This window comes from Erwinia sp. S43, assembly GCF_016624745.1.
Lineage (GTDB): Bacteria > Pseudomonadota > Gammaproteobacteria > Enterobacterales > Enterobacteriaceae > Erwinia > Erwinia coffeiphila.
On sequence record NZ_JACVTX010000006.1, the window covers coordinates 105,241 to 118,655 of the forward strand.

Here is a 13,415-nt window from a genome sequence, read left to right on the forward strand (position 1 = left end):
GGAGCAGGGTCAGACGCGCTCTTTAAGGCGGTCGGTGATCCATTGGTCGATCTCGGCGGAGTCCCAGCCCACGGCGCGAACGCCAAGTCGCATGGCCTTGGGAAACTTGCCCTCTTTCATGAGGCTGTAGATGTGGGCGCGTTTGAAGCCCGTCTTTGCCTCAACCTCTGCACGGCGCAGTATGCGCCGCTCCGGTGCCGGAGCGGGGTTCTGTTGAAACATGATGGTCACTCCTTGATGCTCGGTGGATCTTCTTGGGTCTGAACCGCATTAGAAGAGCGTCACCGTCAGAACACATCAAACAATAGGATCGTGCTGACCACCGCATTCATGGGTTGTAATTAACCTGGTGATATTTCAGAACTCATCGCCGCCAACTCGATCCCTGGAAATGCCAATATTCTGAAATGTGGCAGCGCGATAAAGGGGAAGGACAGCGGATGTCACTCTGCTTATTTAATTTGCAGGGGAGTTCTGGGGTTTTTCGTCTTGGGGTCGACCAAAAAAGTCCGACAAAATGTCTAGGCCGGTATTGACATATCGGTTCTGCGCTTGAGCCGCTGAAATGACTTGGCTTATGTCATGAGCCTGTCTTGCTCCTGGCTTTCTGCTACAGACGGAAGTGACTTTTTTGGTCCGATAGCGGACAAAAAAAGCATGACGCCATTGATGGTGCCATGCCTTACGGTGCGGTCCTGAACATCAGCTGATGCCGCTTCGGCCAATTTCCTGCGCACGCTTTACGAAGCGCTCCAGTTCCTTGGACGCGGGCTTCTCGGGTACAACAATGAACGTCGCTGTGTTGGGAACATCATCCGCAACCGGTCTGATGATGACATCCGGGTGGCTGTAAAGCGCAATCTGCGACTCCAGTCCTATCCCAATGCCGTATCCCGCTGCGACTAGCATGATCATCGGTTCGTGACCTGAAACATACTCTGCAACAGACGGTGAGGGCAATGCGCCATCATTAAACCAGCGACGAATGACATTATGTCCACCTGCGCATCGTTCTGGATGGCAAAGAATTAAGGGATAGCGGAAGGCTTCTCCAAGGGGGACCTTATCGAAGGAGAGCAACGGATGGTGGGTAGGTATGGCAATCGCAGGGCGCTCGGCCCAGACCATCTCCTTCACGCATCCATCGGTGGCTTCGCCGTCTACCGTGAAGCCAACGTCAATCTGATCATGACGAAGGGCCTGGAGCATCTCGTTGACCGTCATCTCGGCAATCCGGATCTCGGTACGAGGCTCTTCCTCACGGCAGCGGGCGAGCAATTGTGTGAGACGCGGTTGGGCGAGGCTATCAGCCAGGCCTATTCGCAGTCTGCCGCGATAACCCTGTGAGGCTGAGTTAACGCGTGTCTGGGCGTTGTCCATGAACGCGAGCATACGGCGCGCCTCTTCACGGAAAACCTCTCCAGGCCATGTCAGTCGTATCCGCCCTTTGGCGCGGTCGAGAAGCCTGACGCCAAGCTGGGTCTCCAACTCCTTGATGGCGCGCGACAGCGGCGAAGGTTCGATGTGGACCCTTGCTGCAGCGCGAGTGAAGCTCTGCTCTTCGGCGACGATCAGAAAATAGTGCAGGTGTCGTATCCTCATGGTGTATCTTCCTTTGGTTGTTGGAATGCTTCTCCGGCAGCGGACAGAACACTCTTTCGAGCTTGAAAACGATCCGGAAAGAACACCATGTCGTGAAGGTCTCCCATGCTTGGGTGCTTCCATCATTGACGCCCGATCGTTGCTCATGCCTGCACGTAGGACCAACGAATCGGCCTGCCTCATGGGGTGATCGTACGACGGTTGATCGTCGTTGCCACGAGGCGAAAGTTCACGTGCATGCGCGGTCACCAGTCGACCACTGATCTGGTGCCCACGAACGGCAAGGCTCGTGCAAACGGCCTGTCTTGGACGGGCCACGCGTCGCGTTCAGAAGCGCGGTTTTGCGGGCGGGCGGGCGCTTGCCTGGCTTGTGCTCTGCCCGGTTGATATCGAACCGGGCTGGTAGTATGAGCGTAGCTCGTGCTAGGCGTTCCTGGCATGGTCACCCCTGATTGGTGCTGAAGGCTGAGGGGAACACCAGATGTTGATGGACGTCAGCAGCCTACGGTAGAAAAAAAAGTTGGCACAACACTTGCCATCGCGAAAGAATAAGTCCATAATCATGTCCATTCCTGTTGCGGGGAAAACGAAAACTCTTTTTCAATCAAAGAGTTACGGACAAGGTTCTAGTCCCGTTTCCCGCTCCAGTTTAAGTCAGCAGAGAATTTCTCTGAAGGCAAAAAAGAATAAAGGCGCGTTGGCAGAGTGGCCATGCTACGGATTGCAAATCCGTCTACCTCGGTTCGACTCCGGGACGCGCCTCCAATCTTACATCCAGGCCCGGATGGTGAAATCGGTAGACACAAGGGATTTAAAATCCCTCGGCTTATGGCTGTGTGGGTTCAAGTCCCACTCCGGGCACCAAATAAGTAATGTCGAAAAGCACTTTACAATCAAAGTATTATAATGCTGTGTAGCTACTTTACTACCGCCGGTGAGGCGGTTTTTTTTCGTCCGTATTTTGGCAGTGGCGATGGAATGGCGATGGGTTGGCGATGCTGTTTTAGCACTCACCCTAAAATAAACCCCGCACATGGCGGGGCTGGGCTTTTTTACAAAGCAAGATTCAGTTGATCACGCCCATAATGCACTGACGGAAAATCGTTGGGGATAAAATCGGGTGGTAAGGGTTCGCGGCGAGTTCGCCTGGTCAGCGTCTTTTCTACGCTGTTTAGCGTCGTAAAGGCTTCGCTGCATTCTAAATTTCTGCACTGATGATACTGGCGTATTGTCAGTTCACTAAGACGACGGCTGGTAATGGTGCGGGCGTTAGCGCCGCAGAAAGGGCAAATAAACATGATGGCTCCCTCATGGGAGTTGAACTCGCTGTTATTATGGCCGCTATGCTGTCGTTTCTGCAATCCACTCCGGTATTTTTGCTTCCAGTTCCAGTCGGGTTTTAAATCCGCCGTCATCAATCGTGTGGCTCACGCGCGATAGTACCCAGTCCTGATTATCAATATCGGTTTTAAAGCCTGACACGGTGCCGTGCATTTCCGGGTACAGATCAGCACGGCCCTCGGACAGGGTAAGCGAAAACTCTGCGGCACCGCGTTTAAGCTGCTGCCACTTTGCGGCAGCTGCGCGACGAGCTGCTGTCTCGTTGCTGTACGTTGAGCGCAGCACAAATAAATTCCCGTCTTCACCGGCAATATAATCCCCCTCACGGCTGCTGCTTTTTGCGGGTTTCTCCGGTTTAGGCTTTGTCGCGCGCTTCTTAACTGTGACTGTTTTCTTTTTGCCGTAATCCAGATCCAGCCAGTTTGCCTGTACACCGGTGTAAGCATCCCTGTCCGCGATGCGAAACGAATGCCGGTCACCACTGGAACGGGTAAGGGCAAACTGCGGCAGGGCAATGCCGCTGGCACTGACGCCACCGCCGGGCAGGATAAACAGCAACGATCCGTTCTTCACCGTAGCGATGGCCCCTAACAGCTCCGCCATGCGCGTCAGAAATGACATGTCGCTTTCCTGCGTCTGGTCGGCGTGGTCGATTTCCGCTTTCATCAGCTGTTCTGAAATCACCGGCGTCAGCTTGTAGCGCCTGGCGATAGCAGACACGATGCGCTCAACCGTCACGTCATGCCATGACACCTCACGTTTGACGTTAAATTCATCCCGAAAATCAGCGCTGCGGGCGGTGATATCGATCCTGTCCGGCGGCCCTGAATAAGCCACCTCGTCAACGGTGTAAACCCCTTTGTAAACCAGTGGTTCGCCATCCCAGCCAAGCGACAGGGAAAGTTCGGCACCGCGCGGGGGTAACTGGAGGTTGCCATCAGTATCATCAATCGAAATAGCCAATTCATCGGCTTCAAATCCGCGGTTGTCGGTTAGTTCCAGGGAGATGATGCGCGGGTCCAGCTGCGTCAGCGCCTTGCCGCCCATCATGACGCTGAAAGCCGGTACCCGTGAAAGGCTGGACTGGTACTCTTTCAGGTTTTTCAGGCCATCATCCAGCAGTGTTTTTGCCTTGTCGATCGTGTCTGTAGTCAGTGCCATTTTCGTTCCTCCGGCGCTGATGTTTTCATGCGCGCGCGATGGCGGAAACCGCCCGTTGTTGTCGGCGAACGGTGAGAGCAGGCAGGGCGTGTGCAGGGCGCTTAATTCAGCGAACATCACTCCCGAACTCAACAAACATGATGGCGGTACAGTATGACCGACAACTTTTTCCACGGGGCACGCGTCCAGGAAAACACCGATCTCCAAAAGGCAATCAATGATATTGATTCGACCGTAATTGGCCTGGTTGCTGTTGCCGACGACGCCGACCCGTTAGCTTTTCCACTTAACACGCCGGTACTGGTCACGCGGGTTATCAGCGTGCTCGGCAAAGCCGGTAAAACCGGTTCGTTGTACAAGTCCCTCAAGGCGATTTCCGATCAGGTCAGCACCCGTGTGATTGTGGTACGCGTGGCAGCGGCTGGTACGGCTGAAGGTGCGCCAACGCAGTCACAGCTGATTATCGGCGGCACGCAGTCGGATGGCAGTTACACCGGGATGTTTGCGCTGCTGACGGCGGAGCAGAAAACCGGGTACCGCCCGCGCATTCTCGGCGTTCCTGAGTACGACACTGAAGAAGTGACCGCGCAGCTCCGCGTTATCGCGAAGCAGCTGCGGGCATTCTCTTACAGCTATTGCGACGGCTGCGAAACTATCGCGGAGGCCAAAACCTACCGCGAAACGTTTGCAGAGCGTGAAGGTATGCTTATCTGGCCGAACTTCATCGCCTTTAACCCGCTGACCGGCGTTAACGAAGAGTTCCCGGCGGTGGCCTATGCACTCGGTCTGCGTGCGCTGATCGACAGTGAGCAGGGCTGGCATAAGTCGCTGTCCAATGTCGCGGTTAAAAACGTGCTGGGGATTTCAAAGGACGTGTTCTGGGCGTTGCAGGCGGAAGACTCCGATGCTAACGAACTCAACGCGCATGAGGTAACCACGCTGATTAAGCGCGACGGGTTCCGCTTCTGGGGTAACCGCAGCACCGACACCGAAGAGTTTATTTTCGAGGTATACACGCGAACGGCGCAAATCCTGGCTGACACCATCGCAGAGGCTCAGTTCACCACCGTAGATACCCCGCTGACACCGGCCAACGTGAAAGACGTGGTGAGCGGCATCAATGCCAAACTCCAGGGGCTGGTTACCGCCGGTAAGTTAATTGGAGCGGCGTGTTGGTTCGATATCGTCGATAACCCTACACCCGGCATTCGCCAGGGTAAGGTAGTCGTGCGCTATAACTACAGCCCGGTGCCGCCACTGGAAGACCTGACGATGGTTCAGACGTTCACCGACCAGTATTACGAAGCGGCGTTTGCGTCGCTGGGGAGCGCGTAAATGGCTATTCCAAAAAAACTCCGCCTCTTCACGCTGTTTGTTGATGGCACCAACCATGTCGGCAAGATCCCCAGCGTCACGCTGCCTAAAATCACCCGTAAAACGGAAGATTTTCAGGGCGGCGGTATGCTCGGTGCAGTAGCTGTCGATCTCGGTCTGGATTCCGGGGCGCTCGATGCGTCAATGATTGTCGGCGGCGTAGAGCAGGAACTTATCCTGAAATACGGCGGCGACATTGACGGGCTGCGCCTGCGCTTTGTCGGTGAAATTTACAGCGGTGGTGTCAGCTCGTTGATGGAAGTCGAGATGCGCGGTCGTATGACGGAAATTGACCAGGGTGAGTCAAAACAGGGTGATGATACCAACCACACCTACGCGCTCAAAAACACCTATTACAAGCTGTCCATTGACGACAAGCCGCTGCTGGAAATCGACCTGCTGAACTTCATCTACAAGCGCAACGGCGAAAACCTGTACCCGGATCGCATTTCGTCTGCGCTGGGCCTCGGCAGCTGATAACCCCTTAACGTAACCCTTTATGGCGGCCTGTCGGCCGCCCGGAGAATATTATGTCCGTAACGCTGAATACCCCGATTGTTCGTGGCAACCAGACCATTACCAGCATCACCATCAACGACACCATCAAGCAGGCAGGATCCCTCCGCGGCCTGCGCCTGGTGGATGTGCTGAACTTTGATTTTGACGCGGTTTCCACGCTTCTGACCCGCGTTGCTTCACCTTCACTCACCACAGCGGATATTGCTTCGCTTGAAACCGGTGACTTTGTGGCGCTGTGCGAAGAAATTACGCCTTTTTTAACGAAAGCGGCGCCGTCAGCACCGAATGCGGTGGCAGTGGCGAAAGAGTAAGAGAAGCACGTTTTGCCGATGTCGATGATCTGATCGCCGACATCGCTGTTATTTTTCACTGGCCGCCCTCTGCCATGTACGGCATGGAGTTGCGCGAACTGATGGCCTGGCGCGATAAGGCGGCCATCAGAAGCGGCAACAACGAGGAGGATGACGACGATGGATCTTAGTATTCGCGTTGCGTTCAGTGCAATTGACAGGCTATCCCGCCCCGTAAATGCGGCCAGCGCTGCGGCTGGCCGTCTTTCTGAATCACTCAAATCCACACAGAACGCCGTCAGAGAGGTGGAGCGCCAGTCCGTGGCGTTTAACCGACTGCGTGACAATGTCCAGAAGACCTCCCGCAAGATTGATGAAACCAGCGCCACGCTGGAGGGGTTGCAGCGCGCACAGCAATCCGGCGTTGCACTGACGGATAAACAGCGGCGGCAGATGACGAATCTGGCAGCGCAGCTGGACAGGCTCAAGGCTAAGCGTGACTCAGAGGTAAACGGCCTGCGCCTGGCCTCTGAGGCGCTACGCCGCCACGGTGTGTCCCTGGCTGGCGGCGCGGCGACAACGGAAAGCGCACGACGACGGCTGGAGCAGTTTAACCAGACGCTGGAACGGGAGCGACGACAGCTGGCCGCTGTGACGCAGGCACGACTGCGCTATGACCGTGCGCAGCAGGTGGCAGGGAAAATGCGTGGTGCTGGCGCGATGGCTGTGGCAGGTGCTGCGGGCGCGGGTTATGTTGGCGCACGCCTGATGGCACCGGAGGTGGAAACCCAGCAGCACGCATCCGTCATTGCGGCACAGAATGGCGAAGGTGCGGCAGGCAGTGGCCGGTACTCAAAAATCATTCAGGATCTGAACGGCTCCGGCGTCAGTAATGACCTAAACCGTATTGCGGAGTCTGTTGCAGCAGTACGCAGCACGCTGGGTGCGCTGGGCGAAGTGGGAGACGACGAGCTGACGCGCATATCCCGCAAGGCGATGGATATGCAACAGGCGTTCGGCGGGGATATGACTGAAAATATCCAGATGGCCGGGATCATGATGAAAAATGGCCTCGCGCGTAACAGCGATGAAGCCATGGACCTGATTACTGCAGGCATGCAGCGCGTTTCAACGCAGATGCGCGGCGAGCTGCCGGAAATTCTGCACGAATATTCCACGCACTTTCGCAATATGGGCTTTACCGGTGCTGAAGCGATGTCGCTGCTGGTCAATATGTCGAAGCAGGGCAAGTTTGCGCTGGATAAAACCGGGGACGCGATCAAAGAGTTTTCGATCCGTGGCTCCGATATGTCAAAGAACAGCGTGAAAGCCTATGAGGAAATCGGGCTTAACGCGGCATCCATGTCATCCTCGATCGCGAAAGGGGGTGACAGTGCGCGGGCGGCGATGCAGAAAACAGCGCAGGGGCTGCTGAAGATTCAGGATCCGGCCACGCGAGCCAATGCGGCTATCTCGCTGTTCGGCACACCGATTGAAGATCTCTCCGTAGACCAGATCCCGGCGTTCCTTTCTGCCCTGGCGAATGTGTCCGATCAGATGGGCGACACGCGCGGGAGTGCCGACAAAGTTGGCGACACGCTACGTGATAATCTGGCCGGTGATATTGGCAAGCTGGGTGGCGCTTTTAACAGCCTGCGCACCGGTGCGATGGCCAGTCTGGATGGCATGCTCAGGCAGCTTGTACAGGGCATTACATCAGCGGTTGTCAGCATGCAGGGCTGGATGAAAGAGCATCCGCAGCTGACGCAGGGGCTACTGATTGCGGCGGGCGCGCTGACGGCGCTGGTTGGCGTTATCGGCATTGCCAGCCTGGCGGCCTCTTTCATTCTCGGCCCGTTTGCAAAGCTCCGGCTTGCTATCGGCATGGTGGGGCTTTCCAGTGTGACCGCGGGCACCAACATTGCGACGCTTAACCTGACGCTCACCGGCCTGCGCACCATTCTGGCTGGTCTGATGGGTATTCCCGGGTTGATCGCTGTGGCATTCATCGCCGCCGGTCTGCTTATCTGGAAATACTGGGAGCCGATAAAGGCATTCTTTGGCGGGTTCTTTGCGGGCGTCTGGCAGGGGCTGGCTCCGCTCAGAGGCATGCTGGCGCCACTGGCACCGATCTTCTCCGCGATTGGTGATGGCATCAAAATGGCGTGGGAATGGTTCAAGAATCTGTTAACACCTGTTCAGACCAGCAAGGAAACTCTGGATAAGTGTGCTGCTGCTGGCCGGATATTTGGTGATGCGCTCGGTGGTGCTATTCAGTTTGTCACATCGCTGATTACTCCATTACTGAACGGTCTGGACTGGATTCTGGAGAAACTGGGTGTATTGCCAGACGAGGCAGAACGCGCCCGCAAGCGAATTGAAGACGCACAGGCAACGGCAATTTTGCAGGGGAAGGTCTCTCTCCTGCAGGGTGATCTGGCTGTTGTTAACCCGAAAAAAACAAACGGTGTGGGTGAATTTGTTGGCCCGCTACAGCCACGCGGCGGCATTATTACTGGCGCAAATTCTGATACAAACAAAAAACTCAGCAAGATAGCCGACAACACGAAAGCCACAGCTGATAACACGAAGAAAGTCGGCCCCGGCGATATCGTGTTTAAAAATTTGCCGCAGGCGCTGGCACTGCGCGGAGCATATCAGGAGGCGCGCGTAATACCTCAGCCGGTGCCGCGTGTTTCCGCTGCAGCTGCGGGCGGCGTTCTGTCTCTGCCGGTCGCTACACAGCGATCAGCTGCTGCGCCGGTTTCCGCTTCAGCAGGTGCCGCGCCGATCATCCAGATAATTTTTCAGGATGCCGGAAAATATTCACTGGAGCAGCTGGAAAAAATGGCGCGCAAGGCTATTCGCGAAGAGATGGCCGGCACCCGCAGATCTAATCGTGGTTCTTTCCGTGACAGGGAATAAGGGGATAATTTTATGATGATGGTTTACGGGATGTTCGTTTTTACACTGCGCACCGTTCCTTATCAGTCTTTGCAGCATTCGCAGTCGTGGCGACACGTCAAAAACGACAGGGTGAATGCGTCGGCGGGCTGGCAGTACATCGGCCCTGGCGATGATACCGTTTCCCTGGAGGGGGTGTTATATCCTGAGATCACCGGCGGCAATCTCTCGCTGGCCGCACTGAACAGCGTCGGCTTTTCCGGGCGGCCGTGGCCGCTGATTGATGGTGTTGGGCTTATTTACGGGATGTACGTCATGACTGCGCTGGAGCGGGGGAAATCGGAGTTTGATCGCTACGGGAACCCGAAGAAAATAGAGTTCACCCTGAGCCTCAGTCGTGTTGACGCGGATTTTCGCGAGAAGCTGCAATCGTCATCCGTCAGTGATGTGTTGAACGATCTGAAAACCAGCGCGATAAAAGCTGCTAGCTCAATTTCTGAGTCGGTTAACATGCTTTAGGCTTAATCCGGCACAGAGCTGAATTTAACCTGACAGGCAGCTCTGTGCCAAGAGCGGACGTCGAGGTACTAGAACAATGTTAATTAGTGGGGAACTGGAATAAATATGATGATTTGGTTCAAAGTGTTAACGCTCACGAAATGAGTTAGTGTTAGATTAGTCTATCCTCATGTTGCTGATGAAGACATAACTAATATCGGGGGAGCAAGTCAGTTTTCGGTGCCACAACATTTTCCTGATTCACATAGTTTTATTCCTGTTAATCAGGGTAGTGCTGCCGAACAAGCCTTCGAAAAAAAGACACTCGGGAACATTTGAGATACCTGCAAGTATAGATTGTTGGCGGATACTACTCAAGCGAAACCCTAATAATGTGTTTTTCCGCTAGACTGACAGAATTCGAGAACAATTTTGTTCCCTTCGGCGCGCTAACTTCCGTAATGACTTTACAAGCGCCAATTCCTTTTATTTTGTTGGATAATGCTGGGGAATCATGTGGAAAGTTGAGGCGTTCTACATTTAAGGGGTGCGGCTTAAAGTATTGAATCATAGTTGCTTCAATGGTTTCGATAATATCAGCGAAAGGCAGGATTGGCGGTTCGAGGGGGGATGGTCGATACAGAACAATAGAGGTAGTCTGCTTGCTTGGTCGTCGGTTTTGTTCCGCCAGTAACTTCTGTAGTTTCTCGTGCCCTTCACCAAGACGGTCTTGAGCTTCACGTTTCGCCGATTTGGCGATTCCAATGTATTCAATGCGCAATGGAATTGACGGACAGTTTTCCGCGTAAAGTAGAAGAAAGGACAGATTGCATGGAAAGCTCTCAGTCCCAGGACCCGCGCCTCTAAACTCAAAGCAGTCTGGAAAAATACCGTAACTTGTCGCGCGTACATCCGCAAATGGAATCGGAGACCGAAAGAAAATTTCGTGCTCCGTAACTGAACCCGGCGTGAACTCAAATTTAACGGTGGCTACGAAATGGGTTGAAGAAATTTTGCGTATAGTTCTCGGAATAACCTCAGCCCTTGAATGGGTAACTAGAGAATATATTCGGAAACCACCAAACTCACCCTGTAAAAGTAAACGATGGTCTTCGCTAATACGAATTACTTTTACACCCTCCATCATTCCTGGCGGTTGATTCATATACTCGATATAGGATGGATCGATAACTGTAGCTGGACCGGTTGTAAAATTAAGCATAGGAATATTCATTTATTTGACCTTACATGAACTAATAATAACCTATCAGTTTGTTCTATAATAGGTTTCTTTAAGCTTGATGATAACTTCAGCTCTTCGCTCAAAGCAGAGTGTCATATTTGGTCCTGCTCTTCTTGTGAAACTGTCAACTCAAGTATTAACTAATACAGTTAACAGGCTGTTCTGAGCAATACAAAGCCCCGCTTCAGGGGCTTTCTTCTACTGGCAAACACTGCCAATTCTGACCATGCTGCAGGAGTTCTTACGCGGTGCGCGCCCAGCACATCAGCAGGGTATGTGCCTCAACGACGCTTATCGTTTTACCCTGGCCGAGTGCCTCAGTCTGACCGCTGACTGAGCGTTCCGGGACGGTCAGACTGATTTTGTGTTTATGTGCTGATATTTTAACGGCGACAGGAATATCACCCATTTCCACATCATCCAGTGAAAAGCGGCCTTTGCTGTTCTCCCGCCCGTCAGCACCAAAACGATACACGTTGAACTCTGCCGCACCTGCCTCTGTGGTTTCCACGTTGTTCAGTTCAGCAGATTCCGCCTGGCCGGATACATCGATTTTTTCCGCTGGCAGGTTTTCACGCCCGATTGTTACGGTATCGCTGCCGCCGGTCTGGCCGACATTGGTGCCGTCAGCTTTACCTACGCGGATTGATTTATTCTCGCCGGTGTAAACCCACGTAGACCACGGATACAGTTCATTCGGGTCCACCTTCTGCGCGAAAAATCGCACCGTTCCCCTGGGGTTTTCTTCTTCCCAGAAGTCTCGGCGCGCCTTCTCTATTGCAGTTTCTACGGCACCCCTGATTGCCTCCCGAATCGTCGTGTTTAATTCTGTGACGGCCTCATCCGCATAATCCATTGCATCATTCTTTGCCTTTCTCACTTCCGATGCTGTGGCAAGAATAACAGAGGGATCGGTGGTTAGCTGGACGCTTGCGGTGTTGCTCACAGCGATCCAGATATTCACTGTTTGCAGACGGCCCGCACCCTCAGTGAGCAGTGGCTTGTAAGATTCCGGGGTGTTCGCCACAGCAAGGCACACTCCGGCATCATCGAACAATGCTGCCTCGCGTATCCAGAAGCCGCCCACCTGAGCGGGGATCATCATCTCTGCACGAATAACGTTTTCTGCCTGGTCGGCAATAACAAGGCGGTTGAGCTGTCCCCGGTAACGCTCACTAATCAGGCCGTAGCTGTCAGGGGTGGGTGATTCAGATACGCCGTCACCGATGGCCATTTGGGTGAATGACACGGGAATGCCCGTCACCGCAGCCGCTGCCAGCATTGCCTCACCAGCTTTTGTCAGCATGACACTAAATTTTTTTTCGGCCACAATTAACCTCTCGACGAAAAGCCTTTAAAAGATGCAGGTGCTCAGGGCGCCCTCAAGGGCACCCTGTTTTTCAGGCATCATCAGGCATCGTAATAGGCAATGCGACCGGACGCATTGTTAATCCCGGCCCGCTGATAAACGAGATGAGCAGAATAAAGCCCCTGGTTTGGCGCATCCCAGAAATAGCCGCCGCGCCACATCAGACGCTCAATACCATTGAGGTCAGGGTTGGCCGCATTACCAATCTGAATACCATCGTTTCCAGGCAGCGCATCACGCATCGGGAACAGGCCCATTTTTTTCAGCACGTTCATGGCGGCAATGGAAACCGGCGTTGTACCTTTGTTGGACATGCCACTGTACGGCCCGTAGGCTCCCCAGCCACTTGCTCCCGTTGAAATGGTGTAAGGCTCCGTCGAGTTGTATGACATGCGAACTGATTTCTGCGTGGTCGCCACGTAGTCCTTATTGGCAAATGAGCCTGTGAAGGTGGGCTTGATATACTCGCCGGTTACTGCGTCAATTGCGCGCCATGCGGCAGACGTGGCTCCCCAGTCTGCATCCATCTGCGCCACGTCATTATCGGGAATGACCTGGATTTCATTACCAGCAAGGCGCATGCCGATGACCGGTTCAAACTGGTTACCGACCAGGTCACTGATGCCGGTAAATTTACCGTCAAGGCGATACTGGATGGGGCCGGAGCCGGTAAAGATGGTGCCGGCACGGGAATCACCGGCAGGATAGCCGTTCACATTTGCGCCGTTGTAGTCAGCGGCGGCATCATTGTCTGATTTCCCGAAGCTGGTATTGCCCAGGGGAGAGTACCCGTTCTTGACGGCCAGCATCTGCAGCATCGCCCATTCTGCATTACTCATCAGATGGAACCCTTTGCCGTTCGCTCTGGCATAGGCAGCGAGGTTTAACATCGTGTCAGAGCTGGGGGCGACATACGCATTTGAAAGCAGTTCGCCATTTAACACCCGCCCTTCATAGGTGCCAATCAGAATGCGATCCAGCTCCTTACCGTTAACGATAAAGGCCGGGTGTGTGCCCGACATGCTGGCATCAACCGTGCTCATATCGAATTTCTTGATGATATTCATCACGCAGGGCTGGCCTTTGGCCGTGAAAATAACAGTCTGTTCGCCAT

General features: G+C 54.1%; 13 protein-coding genes and 2 tRNA genes. 8 read left to right on the top strand and 7 right to left on the bottom strand.

The window, feature by feature from the left end; all coding sequences use genetic code 11:
• Positions 1–9: 9 nt before the first annotated feature.
• Together IBT47_RS10275 and IBT47_RS10280 are read right to left on the bottom strand one after the other, a co-directional pair.
• Entirely contained in the window at positions 10–222 is a 213-nt protein-coding gene (locus IBT47_RS10275; RefSeq protein ID WP_012248278.1) for an AlpA family transcriptional regulator, read from the bottom strand.
• A gap of 480 nt (positions 223–702) precedes the next feature.
• On the bottom strand, positions 703–1,602 hold the full coding sequence (locus IBT47_RS10280) for a LysR family transcriptional regulator (protein WP_200560365.1): 900 nt from the start codon (positions 1,600–1,602) through the stop codon (positions 703–705).
• Between the two features lie 691 nt (positions 1,603–2,293).
• On the opposite strand from IBT47_RS10280, the gene IBT47_RS10285 reads away from it, so the two are divergent.
• Positions 2,294–2,367, top strand: a tRNA-Cys gene (locus IBT47_RS10285).
• 13 nt (positions 2,368–2,380) lie between these two features.
• A tRNA-Leu gene (locus IBT47_RS10290) sits at positions 2,381–2,466 on the top strand.
• A gap of 188 nt (positions 2,467–2,654) precedes the next feature.
• Here IBT47_RS10290 and IBT47_RS10295 read toward each other — a convergent pair.
• Both IBT47_RS10295 and IBT47_RS10300 read right to left on the bottom strand, forming a co-directional pair.
• The gene (locus IBT47_RS10295) at positions 2,655–2,900 is read right to left on the bottom strand and encodes an ogr/Delta-like zinc finger family protein (RefSeq protein WP_200560366.1); all 246 of its coding nucleotides are present in this window, start codon (positions 2,898–2,900) and stop codon (positions 2,655–2,657) included.
• A 43-nt stretch (positions 2,901–2,943) separates the two neighbouring features.
• Positions 2,944–4,104 (bottom strand): phage late control D family protein, encoded by a 1,161-nt coding sequence (locus IBT47_RS10300; protein ID WP_200560367.1) that lies wholly within the window; start codon positions 4,102–4,104, stop codon positions 2,944–2,946.
• 153 nt (positions 4,105–4,257) lie between these two features.
• Between IBT47_RS10300 and IBT47_RS10305 the strand changes: the two genes are divergently transcribed.
• Genes IBT47_RS10305 through IBT47_RS10330 form a run of 6 tightly spaced genes read left to right on the top strand, consistent with a single transcriptional unit; the run spans position 4,258 to position 9,710 of the window.
• Positions 4,258–5,439, top strand: a complete 1,182-nt coding sequence (locus IBT47_RS10305) for a phage tail sheath subtilisin-like domain-containing protein (RefSeq protein WP_200560368.1) — start codon at positions 4,258–4,260, stop codon at positions 5,437–5,439.
• On the top strand, positions 5,440–5,955 hold the full coding sequence (locus IBT47_RS10310) for a phage major tail tube protein (RefSeq protein ID WP_200560369.1): 516 nt from the start codon (positions 5,440–5,442) through the stop codon (positions 5,953–5,955).
• 53 nt (positions 5,956–6,008) lie between these two features.
• Positions 6,009–6,308: a phage tail assembly protein gene (locus IBT47_RS10315; protein WP_200560370.1), complete on the top strand. Its 300-nt coding sequence runs from the start codon at positions 6,009–6,011 to the stop codon at positions 6,306–6,308.
• Positions 6,309–6,337: 29 nt separating this feature from the next.
• Complete coding sequence (locus tag IBT47_RS27055; RefSeq protein WP_234471842.1) at positions 6,338–6,478, top strand: GpE family phage tail protein; 141 nt, start codon at positions 6,338–6,340, stop codon at positions 6,476–6,478.
• Positions 6,468–9,212 carry a phage tail tape measure protein gene (locus tag IBT47_RS10325; RefSeq protein ID WP_200560372.1) on the top strand — a complete coding sequence of 915 codons (2,745 nt, stop codon included), beginning with the start codon at positions 6,468–6,470 and terminating at the stop codon, positions 9,210–9,212. Before IBT47_RS27055 ends, IBT47_RS10325 begins: the two co-directional genes overlap by 11 nt.
• 12 nt (positions 9,213–9,224) lie before the next feature.
• On the top strand, positions 9,225–9,710 hold the full coding sequence (locus tag IBT47_RS10330) for a phage tail protein (RefSeq protein WP_200560373.1): 486 nt from the start codon (positions 9,225–9,227) through the stop codon (positions 9,708–9,710).
• Positions 9,711–10,059: 349 nt separating this feature from the next.
• Here the strand turns inward: IBT47_RS10330 and IBT47_RS10335 are convergent, their stop codons facing one another.
• The 3 genes from IBT47_RS10335 to IBT47_RS10345 form a co-directional block, all read right to left on the bottom strand.
• Complete coding sequence (locus IBT47_RS10335) at positions 10,060–10,923, bottom strand: hypothetical protein (protein WP_200560374.1); 864 nt, start codon at positions 10,921–10,923, stop codon at positions 10,060–10,062.
• A gap of 250 nt (positions 10,924–11,173) precedes the next feature.
• Positions 11,174–12,238 carry a phage tail protein gene (locus tag IBT47_RS10340; RefSeq protein ID WP_200560375.1) on the bottom strand — a complete coding sequence of 355 codons (1,065 nt, stop codon included), beginning with the start codon at positions 12,236–12,238 and terminating at the stop codon, positions 11,174–11,176.
• Positions 12,239–12,342: 104 nt separating this feature from the next.
• Positions 12,343–13,344 carry a hypothetical protein gene (locus IBT47_RS10345; protein WP_200560376.1) on the bottom strand — a complete coding sequence of 334 codons (1,002 nt, stop codon included), beginning with the start codon at positions 13,342–13,344 and terminating at the stop codon, positions 12,343–12,345.
• Positions 13,345–13,415 lie beyond the last annotated feature (71 nt).